This is a genomic window from Niveispirillum fermenti (assembly GCF_048066175.1).
In the GTDB taxonomy this organism is placed as follows: Bacteria; Pseudomonadota; Alphaproteobacteria; order Azospirillales; family Azospirillaceae; genus Niveispirillum; species Niveispirillum fermenti.
The window spans coordinates 184,746-205,619 of the sequence record NZ_JBLTXA010000006.1 but is presented as its reverse complement, the minus strand read 5'-3'; the positions used below and the strand labels follow the sequence as shown (position 1 = coordinate 205,619).

20 protein-coding genes are annotated in these 20,874 nt (G+C 66.3%); 6 read left to right on the top strand and 14 right to left on the bottom strand.

Annotation, left to right across the window (positions count from 1 at the left end; genetic code table 11):
• Positions 1–46: 46 nt before the first annotated feature.
• The 9 genes from ACM9LZ_RS08730 to ACM9LZ_RS08690 all read right to left on the bottom strand — a co-directional run bounded on the left by ACM9LZ_RS08730 (position 47) and on the right by ACM9LZ_RS08690 (position 7,400).
• Positions 47–2,497, bottom strand: a complete 2,451-nt coding sequence (locus ACM9LZ_RS08730) for a TonB-dependent receptor plug domain-containing protein (RefSeq protein WP_416618999.1) — start codon at positions 2,495–2,497, stop codon at positions 47–49.
• Between the two features lie 351 nt (positions 2,498–2,848).
• Positions 2,849–3,346, bottom strand: coding sequence for a RidA family protein (locus ACM9LZ_RS08725; protein ID WP_416618998.1), 498 nt, complete (start codon positions 3,344–3,346; stop codon positions 2,849–2,851).
• A 592-nt stretch (positions 3,347–3,938) separates the two neighbouring features.
• Positions 3,939–4,634, bottom strand: a complete 696-nt coding sequence (locus ACM9LZ_RS08720) for a transglutaminase-like cysteine peptidase (RefSeq protein WP_416618997.1) — start codon at positions 4,632–4,634, stop codon at positions 3,939–3,941.
• 381 nt (positions 4,635–5,015) lie between these two features.
• On the bottom strand, positions 5,016–5,237 hold the full coding sequence (locus ACM9LZ_RS08715) for an envelope stress response membrane protein PspB (protein WP_416618996.1): 222 nt from the start codon (positions 5,235–5,237) through the stop codon (positions 5,016–5,018).
• 33 nt (positions 5,238–5,270) lie between these two features.
• Positions 5,271–5,513 carry a hypothetical protein gene (locus tag ACM9LZ_RS08710; protein WP_416618995.1) on the bottom strand — a complete coding sequence of 81 codons (243 nt, stop codon included), beginning with the start codon at positions 5,511–5,513 and terminating at the stop codon, positions 5,271–5,273.
• A 54-nt stretch (positions 5,514–5,567) separates the two neighbouring features.
• Complete coding sequence (gene pspC / locus ACM9LZ_RS08705) at positions 5,568–6,203, bottom strand: envelope stress response membrane protein PspC (RefSeq protein WP_416618994.1); 636 nt, start codon at positions 6,201–6,203, stop codon at positions 5,568–5,570.
• Positions 6,200–6,427 (bottom strand): envelope stress response membrane protein PspB, encoded by a 228-nt coding sequence (gene pspB / locus ACM9LZ_RS08700; protein WP_416618993.1) that lies wholly within the window; start codon positions 6,425–6,427, stop codon positions 6,200–6,202. Before pspB ends, pspC begins: the two co-directional genes overlap by 4 nt.
• 81 nt (positions 6,428–6,508) lie before the next feature.
• Positions 6,509–7,186: a phage shock protein PspA gene (pspA, locus tag ACM9LZ_RS08695; protein ID WP_416618992.1), complete on the bottom strand. Its 678-nt coding sequence runs from the start codon at positions 7,184–7,186 to the stop codon at positions 6,509–6,511.
• Between the two features lie 13 nt (positions 7,187–7,199).
• Complete coding sequence (locus ACM9LZ_RS08690) at positions 7,200–7,400, bottom strand: hypothetical protein (RefSeq protein ID WP_416618991.1); 201 nt, start codon at positions 7,398–7,400, stop codon at positions 7,200–7,202.
• Between the two features lie 250 nt (positions 7,401–7,650).
• Here ACM9LZ_RS08690 and pspF point away from each other — a divergent pair, with 250 nt between their 5' ends.
• The 3 genes from pspF (at position 7,651) to ACM9LZ_RS08675 (ending at position 10,151) form a co-directional block, all read left to right on the top strand.
• Positions 7,651–8,802, top strand: coding sequence for a phage shock protein operon transcriptional activator (pspF, locus tag ACM9LZ_RS08685; RefSeq protein WP_416618990.1), 1,152 nt, complete (start codon positions 7,651–7,653; stop codon positions 8,800–8,802).
• Positions 8,802–9,194 (top strand): DUF1801 domain-containing protein, encoded by a 393-nt coding sequence (locus tag ACM9LZ_RS08680; RefSeq protein WP_416618989.1) that lies wholly within the window; start codon positions 8,802–8,804, stop codon positions 9,192–9,194. Before pspF ends, ACM9LZ_RS08680 begins: the two co-directional genes overlap by 1 nt.
• A gap of 120 nt (positions 9,195–9,314) precedes the next feature.
• Positions 9,315–10,151: a DUF2306 domain-containing protein gene (locus ACM9LZ_RS08675; RefSeq protein ID WP_416618988.1), complete on the top strand. Its 837-nt coding sequence runs from the start codon at positions 9,315–9,317 to the stop codon at positions 10,149–10,151.
• Positions 10,152–10,167: 16 nt separating this feature from the next.
• Here the strand turns inward: ACM9LZ_RS08675 and addA are convergent, their stop codons facing one another.
• Complete coding sequence (gene addA, locus ACM9LZ_RS08670) at positions 10,168–13,719, bottom strand: double-strand break repair helicase AddA (RefSeq protein ID WP_416618987.1); 3,552 nt, start codon at positions 13,717–13,719, stop codon at positions 10,168–10,170.
• A 152-nt stretch (positions 13,720–13,871) separates the two neighbouring features.
• Here addA and ACM9LZ_RS08665 point away from each other — a divergent pair, with 152 nt between their 5' ends.
• Complete coding sequence (locus tag ACM9LZ_RS08665; RefSeq protein ID WP_416618986.1) at positions 13,872–14,873, top strand: sensor histidine kinase; 1,002 nt, start codon at positions 13,872–13,874, stop codon at positions 14,871–14,873.
• A 17-nt stretch (positions 14,874–14,890) separates the two neighbouring features.
• Here ACM9LZ_RS08665 and ACM9LZ_RS08660 read toward each other — a convergent pair whose 3' ends face one another.
• The 4 genes from ACM9LZ_RS08660 to ACM9LZ_RS08645 form a co-directional block, all read right to left on the bottom strand.
• Positions 14,891–16,147: an MFS transporter gene (locus ACM9LZ_RS08660; protein ID WP_416618985.1), complete on the bottom strand. Its 1,257-nt coding sequence runs from the start codon at positions 16,145–16,147 to the stop codon at positions 14,891–14,893.
• Positions 16,148–16,327: 180 nt separating this feature from the next.
• The gene (locus ACM9LZ_RS08655; RefSeq protein WP_416618984.1) at positions 16,328–16,489 is read right to left on the bottom strand and encodes a hypothetical protein; all 162 of its coding nucleotides are present in this window, start codon (positions 16,487–16,489) and stop codon (positions 16,328–16,330) included.
• Positions 16,490–16,594: 105 nt separating this feature from the next.
• A complete protein-coding gene (locus ACM9LZ_RS08650) occupies positions 16,595–17,053 on the bottom strand; it encodes a hypothetical protein (RefSeq protein WP_416618983.1) in 459 nt (152 codons plus the stop codon).
• A 98-nt stretch (positions 17,054–17,151) separates the two neighbouring features.
• Complete coding sequence (locus ACM9LZ_RS08645) at positions 17,152–17,571, bottom strand: group III truncated hemoglobin (RefSeq protein WP_416618982.1); 420 nt, start codon at positions 17,569–17,571, stop codon at positions 17,152–17,154.
• 99 nt (positions 17,572–17,670) lie between these two features.
• Here ACM9LZ_RS08645 and pip point away from each other — a divergent pair, with 99 nt between their 5' ends.
• Both pip and ACM9LZ_RS08635 read left to right on the top strand, forming a co-directional pair.
• Positions 17,671–18,621 (top strand): prolyl aminopeptidase, encoded by a 951-nt coding sequence (pip, locus tag ACM9LZ_RS08640; RefSeq protein WP_416618981.1) that lies wholly within the window; start codon positions 17,671–17,673, stop codon positions 18,619–18,621.
• A gap of 458 nt (positions 18,622–19,079) precedes the next feature.
• Complete coding sequence (locus ACM9LZ_RS08635) at positions 19,080–20,768, top strand: methyl-accepting chemotaxis protein (protein ID WP_416618980.1); 1,689 nt, start codon at positions 19,080–19,082, stop codon at positions 20,766–20,768.
• Positions 20,769–20,874 lie beyond the last annotated feature (106 nt).

Genomic DNA, 20,874 nt, shown 5'->3' with positions numbered 1-20,874 from the left:
TCCGGCCCGCAGCACTGTGCCTGCGGGCCGGACCGGGTCATGAAGCTTAGAAGGTCACGCCAAGACGGACGTAATAGACGCCGCCATTGTAACCCATGGGCGAGGTGTCGGGATAAACCTGACCCACGGCGTAACCGCCGCCGGCCAGCGCGTCCACCTTGTCGGGATAATTGTCGAACAGGTTCTGCACACCGACGGTCAGCGTGAGCTGGTCGTAGAAGGTGTAGCTCATCTCCGCGTCGAACAGCCATTCCGACCCGAAGGTCTTGCCGTAATTGCCGGTATCCGTGAACTTGCCGTAATAGCTGGCGCGGCCCAGAATGGAGAAGGCATCCAGCGAATAGATGGCCGTGAAATTGCCCCGGTAGCGCGGCAATTGCCGTTCCAGATCGGCCATGCGGTCATCACCGATGACCGTGGGGTCGCGGTCGGTGACCTTGGTCTTGTTGTAGTTGAGGGCCGCGGTCAGATCGACCTTGCCATCACCAACGGGCACCGTGCTGCTGGCCACCAGATCGATGCCCTGCGTCCTTGTGTCGAAGGCGTTGGTAAAGTAGTTGACGGCGCCCAGCGTGTTGGCACCCGGCACGCCCAGGGCGGCCAGGGCCGCGCGGTCGGCGGCGGTCGGGAACTTCTCCTCCGACAGGGCGATGCGGTCCTTCACCTTGATGTTGTAGTAATCGACCGTCAGCAGCACGAAATCCAGGTTGGCCACGAAGCCGCCGGCGAAGTTCGTGCTTTCCTCCTCCTTCAGCGGGGTGGCGCCGAAATATTGCGCCACGACGCTGCCGGCCGGATAGGTGCCGCGCGCCACGGGGCTGGAACTGCCGGCCGGGAAGTAGGTCTGCACCGAAGAGGTCTGCGACTGGCCCGGCGTGGGCGCGCGGAAGCCGGTATTCACCGACCCGCGGATGGCCAGTTCCTCGGTCAGTTCCAGGCGGCTGGAGATCTTCCAGTTGAAGGTGGAACCGAAATAATCGAAATCCTCGTACCGGGCGGCGGCCCCGATGGAGAAGCTGTCCGTCACGTCGGCTTCGGTATCGATGTAGAAGGCGATGTTGTCGCGCTTGAACTCGCCGCTATCCTCCGGCCGGAAACCCGGATAGCCGTTGGAACCGATGGGCATGCCCATCAGCGCGCCCGTGGCCGGGTCGGTATAGGAGGCGTAGGGCCCGACCGTGTAGGAGGCCGTCTCGCCCGGCGAAATCTCGTAAAGCTCCCGCCGGTATTCCGTGCCCACGGCCACGTTCAGCGGGCTGGCCCAGCCCACCTCAACGGGATAGGACAGGTCGATATTGACGTTCTGCTCCTCCTGGACCAGGCGGCCGACATAGAATTCCGTCGGGCTGTCCGGCCCCATGGAGGGGTTGACGGTGTTCTTCAGGTGGTAGTCGATCTGGCTGCGCCCGAAGGAACCGCTGACATTGTAGATCAGGCCGCTGTCCAGCTCATGCTTGAAGCCGCCGACGATGGAGGCGTCCTTCACATCGCCGAAGAAGCGGGGTGTGAAGCCCTCCGGGAACCATTCGACGAAGGAGAAGCCGTTGGGGTCGCCGGGAACCGGCAGGATCGGGCCGTTCACGGCATGGGTGGGGTCGGGCGGACGGTAGTAGAAGCTGCCATTGGCGCTGCTGTCGCCGTAATTGCCGAACAGGTAGATGCTCTGCGTGTCCGTCAGATCGATGCCGGCATTCACGAAGATGCGCGTCGCCTCGGCATCGGGGTCGCCCCAGTTCATGGCCAGCCGGCTCATGCCGGCAGGCGCGCGCGGGTCCTGCACGCCGCGGTCGGTCGGGTCGCTCTGGCTGTATTCGGCGGACAGGTTGAAGAAGCCGCTTGGCCCCAGGGGCAGGCCGACATTGGCGGCCGCCTTCACATTGTCGCCATCGCCCTCATAGGTGGAGCCGTACTGGATCTGGGCGCTGCCCCCTTCCGACGCATCCTTGAGCTGGAAATTCATCACGCCGGCAATGGCATCCGACCCGTACTGGGCGGCGGCACCGTCGCGCAGCACTTCCACCTGCTTGATGGCGATGGCGGGGATCTGCGACAGGTCGGGCGCCTGCGCGCCGGCCGCCAGCGCACCGCCGGAAAGCTGGACCAGGGCCGAGCGGTGGCGGCGCTTGCCGTTCACCAGCACCAGCGTCTGGTCGGGCGGCAGGCCGCGCAGGGTCGGCGGACGGACGAAGGTGGAACCGTCGGAAATGCCGTTGCGGCTGACATTGAAGGACGGCACCAGGGTGCGCAGAATGTCGTTGGTATCGGTGAAGGCCTGCTTTTCCAGATCGCCCGCCCCCAGCACATCGATGGGTGCCAGGCTTTCCGTGGCGGTGCGGTTGGCAACGCGCGTGCCGGTGACGATGATTTCTTCCAGTTCCAATGACTGGGCCACGGCCGGCAATGCGGTCAGCGGCAGCAGGCTGGTCGTGCATAGGATGCCGAGTGCGGCCTTGCGCACGATGGCGCGGCTGGCCGGCTTGGTGTTGTTCACCTGCATTTGAGAGGTCCCCTGTTCAACTCGGTTGTTTGGTCCTCCTTCTCGGTTGCGTCTCGTCCCGAAGCGGCCCCGGTTCGCCCGGGGCTCCATGAGGGTCGGGGCGGGTCCGCGCCGGTTTTCCGGTCATCGTGCCCGTGTGCCTTCCCGCTGGTCCGCCGTCCGTCCCCTACCCAAGGGCCGGAAGCGGTTGATCCCGGCACCGCACCGATCCGATGATGACGGTATCGGATGGGTGCCGGCTTTCGTTGCGCCGCGATCCGCGCTTCAGGGGGTTGTGCCTGAAGCGCCGCAGCCTGAACCGATAAGGGCCGGCCGGTGGCTTTCCCATGCCCCCGGACCGGCCCTTTCCGATCACTTCCCGGCCTTGGCGGCCACCACCTCGATCTCCACCAGCATTCCCGGCACGACAAGGCCGGCGATCTGCACCGTGGAGCGGGCGGGCTTGTTCGGCTGCTCCGCCGTTCCGAAGAACTGCGTATAGCCGGCCATCATGCCGGCGAAATCCATCATCCCGTCCTTGGCCGGGTCCCCCACCAGATAGACATGCATCAGCACCACGTCGCCCATGGTCAGCCCCTGGGCCTTCAGCGTCTCCTGAATGCGGGTCAGCACATTGACGGTCTGGGTCTGTGTGTCGCCATACACCTCGATACTGCCCTGGGGCGCATCCTTGTTGACGACGGGCGGCACCGTGCCGCTGAGGAAGACAAGGTCGGACCCTGCCGGCACCAGGACCGAGGATGCGATGGGAAAATTCGGCACATCCGTGCGCTTGATCTCCCCCACCTCTTCCTTGCAGGCCGTCAACGCCGCGCAGAGCATGAGAAGGCTACCCAACCGCTTCAACATTCTTCCTCCTTTGTTGGACACCCCGGTGGTGCGGCCCCTAGCCGCGGGCCGGAGCGGATGCGGGACGTACCAGCCACACCCGACGGCCGGCATCCCAGGAAACACCGGATAAAAGCTCCGGCTGCGGCTGGGTGCGGGCCATCGCGGCAGTCTCGATCTCTGCCTTCCTGCCACCCGCACCGGTTACATGCGGTGGCGCCGTGACCACCTTGACGACATTTCTGACAGCAACCCTCACGGCATGCTTTGCCATATCATCCTTCATATCCGACAAGCCGGCCGGGGCTGGAAAGGGGCCCGACCCGACTGATATGAAACGGAATTACAGCAACAAGCGTGCCACCTTGCCGCATGTGCGAAATCAAGGAAGGGGGAGGATGGCAGGCGAGGCCGAGATGCTCAATTCAAGGGCAGGCTGCCGAAGGTTTTATACATTTGCTCAATAAACAATCAGAAAAGCCTTCCTAATTAATCGGAGGCGAAGGTTTTTTTACTGGAATTTGCAAATAAGCTCAAAAGCGTTGGAAAAGGACGGCAGCCTCTCGACTTTGGTCGGGGTGTATCGAACAAATAGGATGCGGGTTACGTAACGTCAACCCGCTGTTTGCAGATCGGTCGAGGGTTGCCGGGCGGCCCAGCGCCAATATTGTTCCCCCGGCACTTCCTGTGCCACGAAATGATAGCCCTGGGCGACAAGCTGGTCGGCCCGCATGGGCCGGCGATGCCGGTCATCCAGGTACATTTCCGCTTTCGGGTCGGCTTTCGGGTCCGCTTTCGGGCCGGCCTTTCCCATGCGAACGGCCAGGATCAGGTGATGACCGCCATCGCCGGGCAATTTCACAATGGTGGCGCGCAAGGCGGCCCGCGGAAAGCCGCGGCGCACCAGCCGGGCGATGGTGGTCATCACCACATCGTCGCAATCGCCTTCCATGCCCGTGCCGACACTGCCCAGTATCTGCCATACATCCTCGGCTTCCGTGCGGTAGATCAGGTCGCCGACCACCTGGCGATGAACCAGCGCCGCCATGCCCAGCGTTGTGCGACCACCGCCGCCGATCCGGTCCGGTCCTGCCAGCCTGTCGGTCTGCCCGCCCAGGCTGATATGGCAGCCGGGATCGCGCGCGCCATAGGTCTGGCAATAGGTACGGTACTGGGGCAGGGGGTCCATCCGGCCTTCCCAAGCCACCGCCAGCGCGGGCGCATTGGCGAAGAAAACCAGTCCCATCAGCAGGCCCAGCGCCATGAGCGGCGGCAGCCGGCGGCGCCAGCCGATTGCCGGTACCGGCAAGGACAAGGCTGCCACACGCCAGTGTGATATCGTGCTCAGTACAATAGTTAAAAATATTGTAACCATAACAAAGCGGGCAATGCGCCTGCTTTTCACATCAAACTGGCGTTTGACATGGTGACGGCAAGTTGTTTGTGCGATGCAATATTCCTGCATCGGACTTGAAAACTGAACGGTTGCGGCCATGTTGTCGGCCCTATTGGCGTTTCCTCTTCCTGTCAATCTAGGACCGGGATCGATATTTGCCACCCGCAAAATTGCCATCGTGACAAAGAATGTGCCCGACGGGCATCCCGTGGACGTGAAAAGGGCTTTTCAAGACGCCTGCCGGCGGCCTGAAAGGCCCTTTTGCCTTGGTGCTATGATTGGGGGGAGGACCGGTCAGGCCCGGGAGCGCCAGCCCGGCGCCTCGGCGTCCAGGATCTTCTCAAGCTGCAGAACCCGGTCTTCCAGGCGGGATGCACGGTCCGACAGTTCGGCTGCGGCCCCCTCGGACAGGCCGCCAACGCGCATGGCGCGCATCTGGGTCAGGTACTTCATGACAATGGCCACGATGGGGATCATCAGGGCCACGACCGGCACGATAAAGGGTGAATTGAACATGGGCGCGTGCCTCTGCGGGGCTGGAGGATGGCCTCAGGGGGACGGGCGTTCCAGGTCGCGGAACTGCCGGTTCAGGTGGAATTCCGGACTGGTGACATAGCGCTCGATGCCGGCCACCCGGCGATCGATATCATCCAGCATCCGGAAGCGGCGGCGCAGGTCCACATCGGCCTGCGCTGTCTCGATATCGATCTCATGCCAGCGCCGGACACCACGGGCGATGATGGCTACGATGGGGATCAGCAGCGCCAGGACGGGGATCATGAAAGGGGTCATCGCATTTCACCCGACGAAGAGGGAGGAAGGGGGTGCTGGCCGGGACCCCCGCCGCTACTTGCGTTCCAGGTCGCGGAATTGCCGGTGCAGGTCATATTCGCGCGATGCCACGAAGCCTTCCAGCTTGCCGATCTCACGATCCAGGTCGCGGAACTTGGTCCGCAGGCTGGACAAGGTCTGATCGGGTTTGGTGGCGACGGAATGCCAGAACACCTCTTCCTCCCGGCTTTCATAAAGGCCGGCCGGCCGTTCCTTCAGCAGCCACCACAGGATCAGGTAGCCGAACAGCACGACGGGCGTAAAGAAGAAGAAGCCGATGATGAAGCCGACCCGGACGATCCAGGCATCGACATTGGCATATTCGGCGATGCCGCCGCATACGCCGGCGATCTTCGAATCGGTACGGCTGCGCCAGAGCCTGTAGGGGGTGGCGGTGTTGCCCATGTTGTCCTCCCCTTCCCGCATCGTTCCCATTTCGCCGGCCCAGCCCTCATGGCTGGCACGCCGGCCGTCGGGCCCCATGCGGAAGCTGCCGGGACCCAGGCCGAAATAGTCGGCCCAGCTCTGGTCCGGACGTTTGCCGAAATACTCCTGCTGCCAGTCGGATCCCCCCCGGCCCCGGCGCGACCGGATCTGGTCACGGCCGGGAAAGGGGGGCGGCACCCCCGGGTCACGACGCTTGCAGGTCATGCCTTCGTCCTCCAGCCCGGGGCCTCGGCATCCAGGATCTTCTCCAGTTGCCGGATGCGGTCTTCCATCTTGTTGGCGCTGTGCCACAGGTCAGCCAGCATCTGCTCATCGTCCGACGACAGGGTCTTGGCGATGCGCCAGCGGGTGACATAGTGGAAGATGATCCAGACGGGCGCCACGATCACCATGAAGATGATGGCGACGACAAACACTCCATCAGGCATAGTTGCCCCCTTCTCCCAAGGCCCAGCCCTCCTTCAAGGGGGACCCCCTGCATTCCCACGCGGGGGACCCCCGGTCAAGGGTTACCCCTGCTGCTGATCCTTGGCCGCGAGCTTGGCCTTGAGCGCCGCCAGTTCCGATTCCACCTTGGACTCGGCTTCCAGTTCGGCGATCTCCTCGTCCAGGCTCTTCGACCGGCCCATGCCCAGCACTTCGGACTTGCCTTCCAGGACATCCAGGTTGCGCTCGACCTGCTCGAAGCGGGAGAACGCATCCGTGATCCGGTCGTCATAGAGCTGGGTGCGGACCTTCAGGCGGTTGGTGGCGGTTTTATGCCGCGCAATCAAGGCCTTTTCGCGGGTCTTGGCATCGGCCAGCTTCTGTTGCAGCGCACCGATATCCTCGTTGGTCTTGGCCAGCGCGCTGTCCAGGCGGCCCAGTTCGGTCGCCATCTGCTCGGCGGCTTCGGCCAGCTTGGCCTTGGCCACCAGCGCACCCTTGGCCAGATCCTCGCGGTCCTTGGAAAGGGCGAACTCGGCCTTGCGCTGCCAATCCTCCGACTCGCGGCGGATCTCGGTCAGGCGGCGTTCGATCTCCTTCTTCTCCGCCACCGTCTTCACGGCGGAGGACCGCACCTCGACAAGGGTGTCCTCCATTTCCTGGATGATCAGGCGGACCAGCTTTTCCGGGTCCTCAGCACGATCCAGGATGGCGTTGATGTTCGAATTGACGATGTCGCCGAGGCGGGAAAAAATGCCCATGTCGGGGTCTCCTTCAGGCAAGGGCAATGAAAAGGTTGCTCAAACCGGTCGCGACCGCAAGGATGATCCAGGCCTCCACCGGCACCGCCCGGAAATCCTCGTAGAGATCCCGGAACATGCCACCCGTGTGACGGGCGAAGAACCCGTCGGCGGGCTTGGTGTAGCTGGTTGCCGGCTGATCGGCCATACCGTTGTCAAAGGTGAAGTCGGTCATCGCAGGCTTCCTTGTGGTCTTTGGTGTTCCCCGGTGTCGTGGAAGTAAAAGCAAGGGGTGTGCCAACTGCTGTAGGGGTCAGTAAAATCATTTAATTTCAATGAGTTGTTGATTTTCTGTCCTTATGGCGACAAGCACCTTTCTGGTAAATGGGCTATCGATTGGTGATTTTCACCACTCCCTCGCCAATTCCCCCACTTTGCCTTATGATCGCGTCCCGGATCGTGATTTACACCGGCCGAGAGAGTTTATGTCCCCCCCCAGCAATCCCCCGTCGCTCATCGGTCAGGCGCCCGCCTTCCTGGGTCTGATGGAACATGTGTCGCAGGCGGCCCCCCTGAACCGGCCCACCCTGGTGATCGGGGAACGCGGCACCGGCAAGGAACTGGTGGCTGCCCGCCTGCACTACCTGTCCACGCGCTGGGACAAGCCCTTTGTGAAGCTGAACTGTGCCGCCCTGTCCGACACGCTGCTGGAAACGGAACTGTTCGGGCACGAGGCCGGTTCCTTCACGGGGGCGGCCAAGCGGCATGTCGGCCGGTTCGAGCTGGCCGATGGCGGCACGCTGTTCCTGGACGAGATCGCGACGGCCACGCTGCGGGTGCAGGAGAAGATCCTGCGCGTCATCGAATATGGGGAATTCGAGCGCGTGGGCGGCAACACGACGATCCAGATCGATGTGCGCGTGGTGGGGGCGACCAATGCCGACCTGCCCCGCCTGGCCGACCAGGGCAAGTTCCGCGCCGACCTGTTGGACCGCCTGTCCTTCGATGTGGTCACCATTCCGCCCATGCGCGCCCGGCCGGAGGATATCCCCATCCTGGCCGAACATTTCGGTGTGTCCATGGCGCGTGAACTGGGCCGCCCCTTCTTCGCGGGCTTCAGCAGCGACGCGATGCAGCAGATGCTGGCCTATGACTGGCCCGGCAATGTGCGCGAGTTGAAGAATGTCGTGGAGCGTGCGGTCTATCGTGCCGCCGACCCGGAATCGGCCATCACCGACATCCATTTCGATCCGTTCCAGTCCCCCTGGCGGCCCAAGCAGATGGCCATCTACGAGGATGCGCCCGCGCCGCCGGCACCTGCGGGGGCCCCGGCCGCACGGGTCCCACCACCGGCCCCGCCGCCCGGTGCCGGGCCTGTTGCCCCGCCCTCCGCGGCCGCCGCGCCCGCGCTGCCGGCGGGCCCCTGCGATTTCCAGGGGCTGGTTGCCGATTTCGAGAAGGCCCTGCTGCGCAGCGCCATGGAACGCAACCAGTTCCATCAGAAGCGCGCCGCCGCCGACCTGGGCCTGAACTACCATCAGTTCCGCGGCTATCTGCGCAAGTACAATCTGCTGGAAAAGCGCAACGGGTCCCGCGGGCCGGAAGAGGCGGAAGAGGATGAGGGGGAGGAAGCCTGATGCCACCTAAGGCCTATGATCATGTCGATGCCTATCTGGCGGACCTGCCGGCGGGGGCGCTGACCATTACGCAGGGGTTGCGTGCCCTGATCCGGGCGTGCCACCCCGGCCTGACGGAAACCATCAAGTGGAACGCCCCCAGCTTTTCCCTGGATGGCATGCACATGATGACCCTGGGGCTGGAGCGCAATGGCGCCGTCCGGCTCGTCCTGCACCGCGGGGCGAAGGCGAAGGATCTGACGGGCTTCCATTTTGATGACCCGGCCGGCCTGGCCCGATGGCCCGCCATCGACCGTGGGGTGGTGGTGATCCGGGAGGTGGCCCACCTGGAAGCGCATTCGGCAGCCCTTGGCGATCTTGTCACCCGCTGGATCGCTGTAGCCCGCGGATGAAGGGCACAGCACTGGCATGCCGGCGCCTTCCCCTGGATGACGAGGCACGCCGCGCACCGCTTGTGTGAATTGAAAGATCCGTGTTAAACGATCGTTCATCAAGGGGGCGAGGGGTGGGGGATGATGTCGTCGATCGCGGGTGATCCGCTGAGGCGGGGTGCCGGCACCTTGCTGCTCGGCCTGTCCGGCCGGCTGCTGGTGGCGGTTGCCTGGACCAGTGCCGCGCTGTTCGGGGCCTATGTGCTGGCCTTCTATGTGGCGGCCATCGGGGATGGCGACATGCAGCGCTGGAACCAGACCCTGCCGGGTCTGTACGCACCGGAAACGCCGCTGGCCCTGATCGGGATGGGGGCCCATTTCCTGACGGGGGCCCTGCTGCTGCTGGCCGGTCCCGTCCAGTTGATGGCCGGCATCCGCCGGCGCTTTCCCGCCTTCCACCGCTGGACGGGCCGCGCCTATGTGCTGGCGGCCTTCGTCACCGGTATCGGCGGTCTGGCATTCATCCTGGTCAGGGGGACGGTCGGCGGATGGCCGATGGATGTCGGCTTCGGCCTTTATGGCGTGCTGGTGACGCTGGCCGCGGTGGAAACCTTCCGCCATGCAAGGACCCGCCGGCTGGACCGGCACCGCGCCTGGGCCATCCGGCTGTTCGCCCTGGTCGTCGGGTCCTGGCTCTACCGCATGGATTACGGGATCTGGCTGATGCTGATGGGCCGGCTGGGGCACAGCAACGATTTCACGGGGCCTTTCGACATCGTGATGGCCTTCTTCTTCTATCTGCCCAACCTGATGGTGGCGGAGGTCTTCATCCGGGCCCGCGGCCTGATGGTGCCGGGCGGGGTCAGGCTGCTGGCCGCTGCCGGGCTGGCCGCGACGGCGGCCCTGCTGACCATCGGCACCTACTATTTCACCAAGTTCTACTGGGGTCCGCCCATCCTGGCGACGCTGGGCCTTTGACCTGGACGCGCGGTGCCTATCCCGGCGCGTGCAGGTCCAGAAGCCCGTCGGGCAGTTCCATGGCGAAAGGCCCGTCGGTCCAGAGCAGCACGCAGCGCACGGCCCGGCCCGGATAGATGCGCGACAGGGCCGCCCGGTAGGCGGCCATCTGCTGCAGGTAGATCGCCGCCACGTCGGCGGCAAGGCGCGGTGGCGGCCGGTTGGTCTTGTAATCCACGATCCAGACGGCGTCGTCGGTTACGCACAGCCGGTCGATTCGGCCCGACAGGGCGCGGTCACCCACCAGCCCGACCAGCGGCACCTCGGCCCGGCTGCCCGGCGCGAACAGCGGGGCGAAGGCCGGGTCGGTCAGCACGCGCAACGCCTCTGTCGCGATTTCCCCCTGCTGGGCGGGCGTCAGGCTGTGGGCCGGCCGTGCCAGCCAGGCCGCCGCCATGTCGGCCCAGCGGGCGGGGTCGGTTTCCGGCAGGACCTGCAACAGCGTGTGGATCAGGTTGCCGCGCTTGAAACGCAGGCCGTCATCCGCCCCCAGCGGGGACCGCAGGGCCGGTTCTGGCGCATCGGGCTGCGACGGGGCCAGCGGCCGGGACGGCGTCGGGTCCCTTGGCGCTGTCGCCAGTGCCCAGGCGGGCAGGTCGATCCCCGCCGTCTCCACCGGTGTGGTGGCCGGGGCGGGCGGCACGGGGGCCGTCTGTGTCTCATGCAGGACCATGCCCGGCCCGGCCCATCCGGCGGGTGACAGGCCCGTGAAATCGAACGGCCGAACCTCGGCCAGCCCCTCCAGCGCGCCTTCGACCAGCCGGTACCAGGACCCCGGCCCGCCCGTCTTGCGCAATTGCTCCCAGCCGCAGACGATCAGCCGGTCTTCGGCCCGTGTCAGGGCGACATAGAGCAGCCGCCGGTATTCCTGGTCACGCCGCCGGTTGGCGATGGCCCGGCGGGCCCCCGCCGTCGCATCCTCCATCCCCCGCCGGGGGGCGTAAAGCGGCAGGGCCGGCCCCGGATCGTGCCCCTGATCGCGGGGGTTCCCCCCTGGCAAGGGGCGTTCGGGCCACAATATCTTGGGGCTCTTGTCCGGCTCGCGCATCGTGTCGGGCAGGAAGACGACGGGGGCCTGCAGGCCCTTGGACCCGTGGACCGTCATGATGCGCACCTGGCCCGGCCCGTCGCCGACGCCGGTATCCAGTTCGCGCTTGACCTCTGCCTGCGATGCCTCCAGCCAATGCAGGAAACCCTGCAGGGACGCGACATGCTCGCGCTCGAACAGCAGGCAGGCCGTCAGGAACTCCTCCAGCGGGTCCTGCGCCTCCGCCCCCAGCCGGGCCAGGATGGCCCGCCGGCCCGATCCGCCCTCATCCGGGTCGGCCGGGCAGGGGCGCGACAGCAGGCCGGCGAACAATTCATAAGGGGCGCGGTAATCGGTGTCGGCCAGCAGGTCGCGCAGATAGGCATGCGCTGCTGCCAGCGCCGCATCCTGTCCCGCCCGCTGCGACAGGGCCGCCCACAGCCGGCCCGGCCGCCCGTGCGCAGCCAGGAAAAGCTGGTCCTCGGTCAATCCGACCAGGGGCGATTTCAGCAGAACGGCCAGGTTCAGGTCGTCTTCCGGCAGCACCAGGAAGCGGGCCAGCGCCATCAGGTCCATGACGGCCATCTGTTCCGTCAGGACCATGCGGTCCACGCCGGCCACGGGCACGTCCCGGTCCTTCAGCGCACGCACCAGATGGCCCACGAACTGGTCGCGGCTGCGCACCAGCACCATGATGTCGCCCGGACGCAGGGGGCGCCCGCGGGAAACCAGCATCTCGCCATCGGCCAGCCAGCGGGCGATCTGGTCGGCCATGGTCCGGGCCAGCCGCGCCACGGGCTTGTCGGCCTGTTCGGGGGTCAGGGGCAGCGACCAGGGGTCGGGGTCGGCCGCGTCGGCGGGGCTGACCAGCGGCCAGACCTCCACCCGCCCTTCCATGCCGCGCCGGAAGGGGATGTGCTGCACCTCCACCCCGTCGGCCGCCACGCCGTCGCGCGCCGTGCCGGCCGCGAACACCCTGTCCACGGCCTTCAGCACGGCACCCACCGACCGGAAGCTGGTGGTCAGGTTCACCGGGTCCCAGATACGCCCGGCCTGGCGGACGCGGGTGCCGAAATGGTCGCGCATGCGGGCGAATTCGGCCGGATCGGCGCGCTGGAAGCTGAAGATCGACTGTTTGTCATCCCCCACCACGAACAGGGTACGCACCCGGTCGTCGCGGGCGCCCAGGCCGGCGAAGAATTCCTCCACGATGGCCGAGACGACGGCCCATTGCTCCGGGTTGGTGTCCTGCGCCTCGTCGATCAGCACGTGGTCCAGGCCGCCATCCAGCTTGAACAGCACCCAGGCACAGGCATCCGCCGCCGCCCCGCCCTGAAGAAGCCGGGAGGCCGACAGGATCAGATCGTCGAAATCCAGCAGGCCGCGCGCATCCTTCAGCCGCTGGTAACGGTCCAGCAACGCCTCGCCCAGGCACAGCAGGGCCGCCGTGTGCGATGCCACGGCGACGCGGCGGCGCTCCTCCGCCACCGCCACCAGCCGGGCGGCCTCGCGCAGCAGGATCTCCAGCGCCATCGGATCGGCTTCCGACGGCTTCTTGGTCATCAGGCTCTTGCGGGGTTCCCCCTCCGCCGTCAGGTAGAGCGGCTGGTAGTCAACCCAACCCCTCGCCCGTTGGGACGCCTCGCCATCCAGCCAGCGCTGGATGCCCAGCCCCCGTTCGACATCGGTCTTGGTGCCCGTGGCCAGTGCCGCACAGGCCCGGCGCAGGCCCGGCTCGTCCATGGCCCCGGCGGCGCAGGCCCGCGCCAGCACGGTCATATCCGTTTCCCCCGCCGGCACGTCCAGTCCGGCCCGCAGCGCCGCGATGGCGGCCGCCAGTCCGCCCCCCTCGTCCAGGATGCGCTTCAGCCGCCCGCGCTCGGCCGTCAGGACGGCGAGCAGGTCGTTGAATTCATCCTCCGATACCGAACCGGTCAGCAACGACACCGCCCCGGCCAGCGCCCCCTCGGGATCGAAACGGCCGGCCAGCAGCACCTCCTGCTTGGCCTCGGCCAGCAACTCCTCTGCCGTGCGGTCGTCCATGACCTCGAAATTGGGCGCCAGGCCCGCCTCCAGCGGAAAGCGGCGCAGCAGCGACTGGCAGAAGGCGTGGATGGTCTGGATCTTCATGCCCCCGGCCGTGTCCAGCACGCGGGCGAACAGGCGGCGGGCCGCCACCACCTCCGCCCGCGTCGGCTGCCGGTTGGTCAGTTCCACCAGATTGGCATGCAGCCGGTCCTCGTCCGCCACGGCCCAGACGGACAGGCGGTCGGCGATGCGGTTGGCCATTTCGGCCGCCGCCGCCTTGGTGAAGGTCAGGCACAGGATGCGGGACGGGTCGGTGCCGGCCAGCATCAGCCGCAGCACCCGGTCGGTCAGCACCTTGGTCTTGCCCGTGCCGGCCGACGCCCCCACCCAGACGGAATTTTCCGGGTCGGAGGCCCGCCGTTGCAGGGCATTGGGGTCGGGCGGGCGGATATCGGCGGGGGGCGGCTGGTTCATGGCGGCAGATTACCCGGCCGGCCGGGCCGCGGTCCAGCGGCCTGGCCGGCGCACTATCCCAGGATCGCGGGCAACGACGGGGCTTTCATCCACAAAGCATTGTGCCTTATGCTTGATCCGGACGGATCGGGCCCCTGACGCGGGGAGGCACCATGGACACGTTACGCTGGCTGGCTTCGGCGCCCAACCGCGCGGCGTTCCGCGTTGCGCTCGTCTTCGTCGTGCTGTCCACCGCATGGATCGTGTTTTCCGACCGCGTGGCGGAAGCCATGTTCGGGGACACGACGGGGCTGACCGCGTTCCAGACGGGCAAGGGGCTGTTCTATGTCGCCGTGACGGGCATGATCCTGTTCCTGCTGGTCCGCCGGCTGGTGCGTGATCTGGCCGACCGCAGTGCCGAGGTGCTGCGCGCCCGCGAGGCGGCGGCCGACGCGCTGCGGCAAAGCGGGTTGGAAAGCCGGGCCCTGGAACGCGCCAAGAGCCAGTTCCTCTCGTCCGTCAGCCATGAGCTGCGCACGCCGCTGAATGCCGTCATCGGCTTTGCCGACATGATGCGCGACCCGTCGCTGCCCATGCCGCCGGACAAGGTGCGCGACTATGCGGCGGAGATCGCACAGGCCGGTTACAATCTGCTGGACCTGGTGGAAGGCATCGTCGCCTGCGCGGAGGCCGAAGCGGGGCAGTCACTGGCGCCCGAACCCCTGAACCTGCGGGAGGAGGTAGCGCGCGTGGCCGGCCAGGCGCGGGTTCGGGCGCAGCAGCATTGCACGTCGGTGGAGAACCAGGTGCCGGCGGACCTGCTGGTGCGCGCCGATCCGCTGGCCCTGCAGCAGATCCTGTTCGCGCTGCTGGACAATGCCGTCAGCCACACACCCGACCGCAGCCATGTGCGCATCGAAGGCGCGCGCAACGATCAGGGTTCCGTCCTGCTGACCGTCGCGGATGACGGACCGGGACTGCCGGCCGAAGTGCTGGCCGGCATCGGAAAGCCCTTCCTGCGCGGGGGGGACCCGCTGACGGCCAGTGTCGGCGGGCTCGGCCTGGGGATCTATCTGGCCGCGTTGCTGGCGGCCCGGCATGGTGGGCGGCTGTGGGCGCAAAGGGATATGGCGGGTCCGGGCACCCGCATCCATGTGGCCCTGCCGGCGGCCTGACGGCCCCGGCCATGACATCAATCGTCGTACCGGCGGCTTTTCCGCAGGTACAGCCCCACCCCCACGCCGACCGCGCTGAACAGCAGCACGTAATAGGCCGGGGCCAGCACACTGGCCTGCAGCATCATGGTGACGGCGATGGGCGTCATGCCGCCGAACACGGCATAGGCCAGATTGTAGGAGGCGGAAAGCCCGCTGAAGCGCACGGAGGCCGGAAAGGCACGCACCATGGCGTGCGGCACGGCCCCGATCACCCCGACCGACAGGCCGACCAGCGCCGAGAGGGGATAAAGCCAGGACGGCTCGGTCCGCAGCACCAGGAACATGACCAGGGCCATGATGCCCAGCAGCGGGCTGAATAGGGTGAAGAAGCGGGCGGACCCCAGCCGGTCCACCGTCCAGCCCGCCAGGATGCAGCCGAAGGACAGGAACAGCGTCGCCAGGCTGTTGGCCTGCAGGGCCGTCGCCGCGTCGAACCCGTAGAATTTCTGCAGAATGGACGGCGTCATCAGGATCAGCACGATGATGCCGGCCGACAACAGGCCCGTGAGGGCCATCGAAATGGCCACCCCCTGGCCATGCTCGCGGATCACGACGCGCAACGGCAGTTCGTCGGACAGGGCCTTGCGCTGCTGCAACGCCTTGAAGACGGGTGTCTCCTCCAGCCAGCGGCGCAGATAGACGGCCACCAGCCCGAAGACCCCGCCCAGCAGGAAGGGCAGGCGCCAGGCCCGCTCCAGAATCTCCGCCTCCGTGAAAAGCAGGTTCAGGCCTGTGGCGGCCAGGGAGCCCAGCAGGATGCCCACGGTCAGGCCGCAGGTCACGAAGCCGCAGGCCAGGCCCACCCGGTCGGGCGGCACATGCTCGGACACGAAGACCCAGGCCCCCGGCACCTCCCCGCCGATGGCGGCCCCCTGGCACAGGCGCAGGAACAGCAGCGCCACGGGTGCCATCAGCCCGATATCGGCATAGGTGGGCAGCAGGCCCATGCCCAGCGTCGATATGGCCATCATCAGGATGGACAGGGTGAACATGCGCTTGCGGCCCAGCCGGTCGCCGAAATGCGCCATGATGATGCCGCCCAGCGGCCGGGCCAGATACCCGGCCGCGAACACCCCGAAGGTCTGGATCTGCTTCATCCAGTCCGGCAGTTCGGGCGGGAAGAAAAGCTGGCCGATGACCGTCGCGAAATAGACGAAGATGATGAAGTCGTAGAATTCCAGGGCACCCCCCAGGGCCGCCAGGCCCAAGGTGCGCGTGTCCTGGCGGGACATCCTCCGGGTCGTGCCCATGTGCCGCTTCTTCCCCTTGATCCCGCCTCCCGCTTCCGGGCAGGCCATTCCCATCCATGGGGGCACGGATACCTCTTTGATATCAGGCCGGCAAGGGTGAAGCCCTGAGGGGACATGCCAGCCGGCCCGCCCCCTCCACAGACACCGGTCATGGGGCTGGTGTCACACCTCCCGTCCTGTGTTGCCGGTGCTGGCAAATACGGAATGCAGGAACCAGAAGATGAAGGTTGCCAGCAGCATGAAGCCGCCCCACTGGCGGCTGGCGGTCATCAGGCCGCCGGCGGCGGCCAGGGCGACGGCGTAAAAGATCAGGGATTTCTTCATGGGTCGGACTTTCCAACGGGGCACGCCGAAAGCGGCGGCCGGTGCGCATCACGCACGGCCGGCCACCCGCGTGCCGGAGATCTTTTCAGGGGAGGTGAAAACGGATCAGAGGGAAAGCCGCCGGGGCGGGCCCGTCGTCATGCGCGTGTCATGGCCCGCGCGGGCCGGTGCGCGCACCGGCACCTCGGCCCGGGCCAGGATGACGGGCCGTATGCAGGGCGCCGGAAACGCCTGTTCCGCGGCGGCCAGCGCCCGGGGCGGTGCATCACCGTCGCCACCACCATCCGTGCCGGCCGATTGCCGGTCCGGTGCGGGTGCCGTGACCAGCGCCGGCATGTCGGGCAGCGGAGAGGGGCGGAGGCTGGGCCCGCCGGCCGACAGCCCCTCACGCAGCCGCTCCGCATCCGTGCCCGACCCGCCAAGGCCGGCCAGCCCCCCGGCCATGGCCAGCATGACCAGCAGCAGGGCGGCCTTGACCCGGTCCGACCAAAGCCCCAGCCGCCCGCGCGGGCGGGGCGGCGGCTTTTCGTGCGGGGCGGGCGGCGGGCAGGTCATGGGTGCCAAGATGATACCGGATGCGCCGGGGCGCAAGGGGCGGTGGAAGCGCAACGGGATGGCCTGTACCCGCTCCCGGTGAGTATACACCCAACCGGGAAACGGTATCAGCCGGCCGCCCGCGCCATGGCGATGCCCTGCTGCAGGGCCTGGGCCATGCGCTCTGCCTTGTCGCGCAGAAAGGCGGCGGCCGGGGGGATGAACAGCCTGTCCGCGGTTTGCGTGAACAGGTCCAGCCAGCGTTCGAAATGGGCGGGTGCCAATCCGGGGATGCCGGCATGGACCTGCATCGGCCGGCCGCCATAGCGGCCGGTGCCCATGGTCACCGATGACCAGAAATCATGCACGCGGCGCAGATGGGCGGCCCAATGGGCGTCATCCTCCCCCACCATGGCTTGGAAGACGGGCCCCAGCAGCGGGTCCAGCCGCGCGGCAGCATAGAATTCGACGATCAGCGCGGCCAGGCTGCCATCGTCGATGCGGGGATAGGGCGGTCGGGGGTCGGTATCCATGATGGCGGACATCATACGCCCCGATCCGGTTCCGCAGCTTTGCCACCCCGGACGGTTTGCGTTGCGCCGGCCGCTTGCCTACAATCGGTCGCAATAAACAAATTGGAAGCATCCATGCCCCGCGGCGACCTGTTCTCCCCCCTTGATCCCTATCAGACCGGCCGGCTGAAGGTCGATGACGTCCATACCCTGTATTGGGAGCAGTGCGGAAACCCGAACGGGCTTCCCGTCCTGTTCCTGCATGGCGGGCCGGGGGCCGGGGCCTCGCCCACCCATCGCCGTTTCTTCGATCCCGCCTTCTACCGGATCATCATCCTGGACCAGCGCGGGGCGGGCCGGTCCACGCCGCTGGGCGACCTGCGCAACAATGATATTCCGCATCTTGTCGCGGACCTGGAATTGCTGCGGGCGCTTCTGGGGATCGACCGCTGGATGGTGTTCGGCGGTTCCTGGGGCTCCACCTTGTCCATCGCCTATGCCCAGGCGCATCCGGACCGGGTGGTCGGGCTGATCCTGCGCGGCATCTTCCTGATGCGCCGGTCGGAGATCGACTGGTTCCTTTACGGGATGAAGCAGATATTTCCTGAGGCGTGGCACCATTTCAACAGCTACATCCCCGAAGAGGAACGCGGCGACCTGCTTGAAGCCTACTGGAAGCGGCTGACCCATCCCGACCGGTCCGTCCACATGCCGGCCGCACGGGTCTGGAGCATGTATGAGGGGGCCTGTTCGACCCTGATGCCCAGCCCGGAGCTTATTTCCGCCTCCGGGGAGGACAACCACGCGCTGGGGCTGGCCCGGATCGAGGCGCATTTCTTCCGCAATAACGGCCTGGACCCGGAAGACAGGCTGCTGCGCGACGTGCGCAACATCCGCCATGTGCCGGCGGTCATCATTCAGGGCCGGTACGATATCGTCTGTCCCATCCGCACGGCCGATGAACTGCATCGCGCCTGGCCGGAAGCCGATTACATCATCGTGCCGGACGCCGGTCACAGCGCGATGGAACCCGGCGTGCGCACGGCGCTGGTCCAGGCGACGGAGCGTTTCAAGACGCTGCGCTGATCCGGGGCCTCCTTTCGCAAAATCGCCACCGCATCCCTGACCGCCGTCTGCGGGGCCGTGGGGTTCTGCGCGCCTGCGCCGCATCGGCCTGACCGGTGAAAGATCTGTCATCCTCACTGGTGTTATGCCTTTCGGGGTAGGGTGTGCCCTACCCTGAAAGTTACAGTTGGCCCGACACTTCGACGGGTTGAAGCCCTTCATCATCGGTATAATTCTAAATTAGACAAAAGAAATGATACCGACGAGGCAAATCGGCAGGTGAAGACAGGAGAAAGTTGAATTGATTTAGGTCAGCGAACCCTGATCTGTGGTGATTATCTAAATTTTTATCTTTCTTCGTCAAGAAAGATCCGCCCGAAATCGCGCTAATACTCGTCCATGAATGATATTCATTCTGGAAACGGGGAAACTTGCCTTTTCGCCCAAGCCGGCCCCTGTGTGGCAGGAAGGAGACGAGTATGATTGAGAAGCTGCGGAACCTGTCGATCGTCCGCAAATTGCTGATTGCCTTCGGCGCGCTTGTCCTGACGTCGCTGGTCGTCGGCACCATCAACCGCACCCAGTTGCTCTTCATCGAGAACGGAAATGCAGAGACCGTCCACACCTATGAGGTGATGCGCACGGTCCGGCTGCTGGCCACGGCAAAGGTCGATCAGGAAACGGGCCTGCGTGGCTTTCTGCTGACGGGCGACAAGGCCTTCCTGGACCCCTATTACGAGGGCCAGCGGGCGTTCGAGCAGGGGTACAACCAGGCCATGGAACTGGTGGCCGACAACCCGGCCCAGCGGGAACGGCTGCGCGCGGTGAAGCAGGCATCGGATGCCTGGAACCGGGACATGGCCGAACCGCAGATCACGGGTTTCCAGGATCCGGCCCGGCGTGACGACATCCTGGCCGATGTGGCGGCCGGAACCGGCAAGGACCGGATGGATCAGATCCGCGCCGACGTGCAGGCCATCCAGGATATCGAGCGCGACCTGCTGGAAAGCCGGCGCGAAGGGCTGGAGAACGCCTTCGCCATGGCCAATACTGCCACAATGGCCGGTGCCGTGGCTTCCCTGCTGATCGCCGTGGCTGCGGGGCTGGCCCTGGCCGGGGCCATTGCCCGTCCCATCAAGGCCATGACGGACCAGATGGGCCTGCTGGCTGGTGGCGACAAGTCGATCCGGATCGCCGGGCTGCATCGCAAGGACGAGATCGGGGGCATGGCCCGCGCGCTGGAAGTGTTCCGGCAGAACGCCGTCCGGGCTGATGAACTGGCCGGCGAGCAGGCCCGCGAGCAGGAGGCCAAGACCCGCCGCGCCGCCGCCATCGAAGGACTGATCGCCCGGTTCGACAGCGACGTTTCCTCCGTCCTGGGCAGTGTGGCCAGCGCCACGGGGCAGCTTGACGCTACGGCGCAGGGCATGACGGCGATTGCCGAGCAGACCCGGACCCAGGCGACGGCGTCGGCCAGTGCTGCCGATCAGACGGCTGCCAATGTCCAGACCGTGGCCTCCGCGGCGGAAGAGATGGCCAGTTCCATCCAGGAAATCTCCCGCCAGGTGGTGCATTCGACCCGGATCGCCGATCAGGCCACCGAGCAGGCCGGCCGCACCAACGAGACGGTGCAGACCCTGGCCGAGGCCGCGCACCGGATCGGCACGGTGGTGCAGTTGATCAGCGAGATCGCCAGCCAGACCAACCTGCTGGCCTTGAACGCGACCATCGAGGCGGCACGCGCCGGCGAAGCCGGCAAGGGCTTCGCCGTCGTGGCCAGCGAGGTGAAGTCCCTGGCCAACCAGACGGCCAAGGCGACGGAGGAAATCGGCCAGCAGATCCAGGGCATGCAGAGCGTCACCGATCAGGCGGTCGGGGCCATCCAATCCATCACGGGCACCATCGGCCAGATCAACGAGGCGATGGCGAACATCTCCGCCGCGGTGGAACAGCAGAACGCCACGACGCTGGAAATCAGCCGCAATGTGCAGCAGGCGGCGGTCGGGACGCGGGAAGTGTCCAGCAACATCGCCCATGTCACGCAGGCGGCGGGAGAGACGGGGGCTTCGGCCACCCAGGTCCTGGGTGCGGCCCGCGACCTCGGCGAACAGGCCGATGTGCTGAAAAGCCAGGTGGAACAGTTCCTGACCGGTATCCGCGCGGCCTGATGGCAAAGTGGTAATCTTTGGGTGGTAGGCTTCGCATCGCTTGAGGTGTGTTTGTCACACTGATTATACCGGATGGTGGAAAGACGGAGACCGGACAGCCCGATAT

Excerpts from the sequence above, each read along its gene's own strand:
- ACM9LZ_RS08730 (WP_416618999.1), bottom strand. The coding sequence starts at position 2,497 with ATGCAGGTGAACAACACCAAGCCGGCCAGCCGCGCCATCGTGCGCAAG.
- ACM9LZ_RS08725 (WP_416618998.1), bottom strand. The coding sequence starts at position 3,346 with ATGTTGAAGCGGTTGGGTAGCCTTCTCATGCTCTGCGCGGCGTTGACG.
- ACM9LZ_RS08715 (WP_416618996.1), bottom strand. The coding sequence starts at position 5,237 with ATGTTCAATTCACCCTTTATCGTGCCGGTCGTGGCCCTGATGATCCCC.
- ACM9LZ_RS08710 (WP_416618995.1), bottom strand. The coding sequence starts at position 5,513 with ATGACCCCTTTCATGATCCCCGTCCTGGCGCTGCTGATCCCCATCGTA.
- pspC (WP_416618994.1), bottom strand. The coding sequence starts at position 6,203 with ATGACCTGCAAGCGTCGTGACCCGGGGGTGCCGCCCCCCTTTCCCGGC.
- pspB (WP_416618993.1), bottom strand. The coding sequence starts at position 6,427 with ATGCCTGATGGAGTGTTTGTCGTCGCCATCATCTTCATGGTGATCGTG.
- pspA (WP_416618992.1), bottom strand. The coding sequence starts at position 7,186 with ATGGGCATTTTTTCCCGCCTCGGCGACATCGTCAATTCGAACATCAAC.
- ACM9LZ_RS08690 (WP_416618991.1), bottom strand. The coding sequence starts at position 7,400 with ATGACCGACTTCACCTTTGACAACGGTATGGCCGATCAGCCGGCAACC.
- pspF (WP_416618990.1), top strand. The coding sequence starts at position 7,651 with ATGTCCCCCCCCAGCAATCCCCCGTCGCTCATCGGTCAGGCGCCCGCC.
- ACM9LZ_RS08680 (WP_416618989.1), top strand. The coding sequence starts at position 8,802 with ATGCCACCTAAGGCCTATGATCATGTCGATGCCTATCTGGCGGACCTG.
- ACM9LZ_RS08675 (WP_416618988.1), top strand. The coding sequence starts at position 9,315 with ATGATGTCGTCGATCGCGGGTGATCCGCTGAGGCGGGGTGCCGGCACC.
- addA (WP_416618987.1), bottom strand. The coding sequence starts at position 13,719 with ATGAACCAGCCGCCCCCCGCCGATATCCGCCCGCCCGACCCCAATGCC.
- ACM9LZ_RS08665 (WP_416618986.1), top strand. The coding sequence starts at position 13,872 with ATGGACACGTTACGCTGGCTGGCTTCGGCGCCCAACCGCGCGGCGTTC.
- ACM9LZ_RS08660 (WP_416618985.1), bottom strand. The coding sequence starts at position 16,147 with ATGTCCCGCCAGGACACGCGCACCTTGGGCCTGGCGGCCCTGGGGGGT.
- ACM9LZ_RS08655 (WP_416618984.1), bottom strand. The coding sequence starts at position 16,489 with ATGAAGAAATCCCTGATCTTTTACGCCGTCGCCCTGGCCGCCGCCGGC.
- ACM9LZ_RS08645 (WP_416618982.1), bottom strand. The coding sequence starts at position 17,571 with ATGATGTCCGCCATCATGGATACCGACCCCCGACCGCCCTATCCCCGC.
- pip (WP_416618981.1), top strand. The coding sequence starts at position 17,671 with ATGCCCCGCGGCGACCTGTTCTCCCCCCTTGATCCCTATCAGACCGGC.
- ACM9LZ_RS08635 (WP_416618980.1), top strand. The coding sequence starts at position 19,080 with ATGATTGAGAAGCTGCGGAACCTGTCGATCGTCCGCAAATTGCTGATT.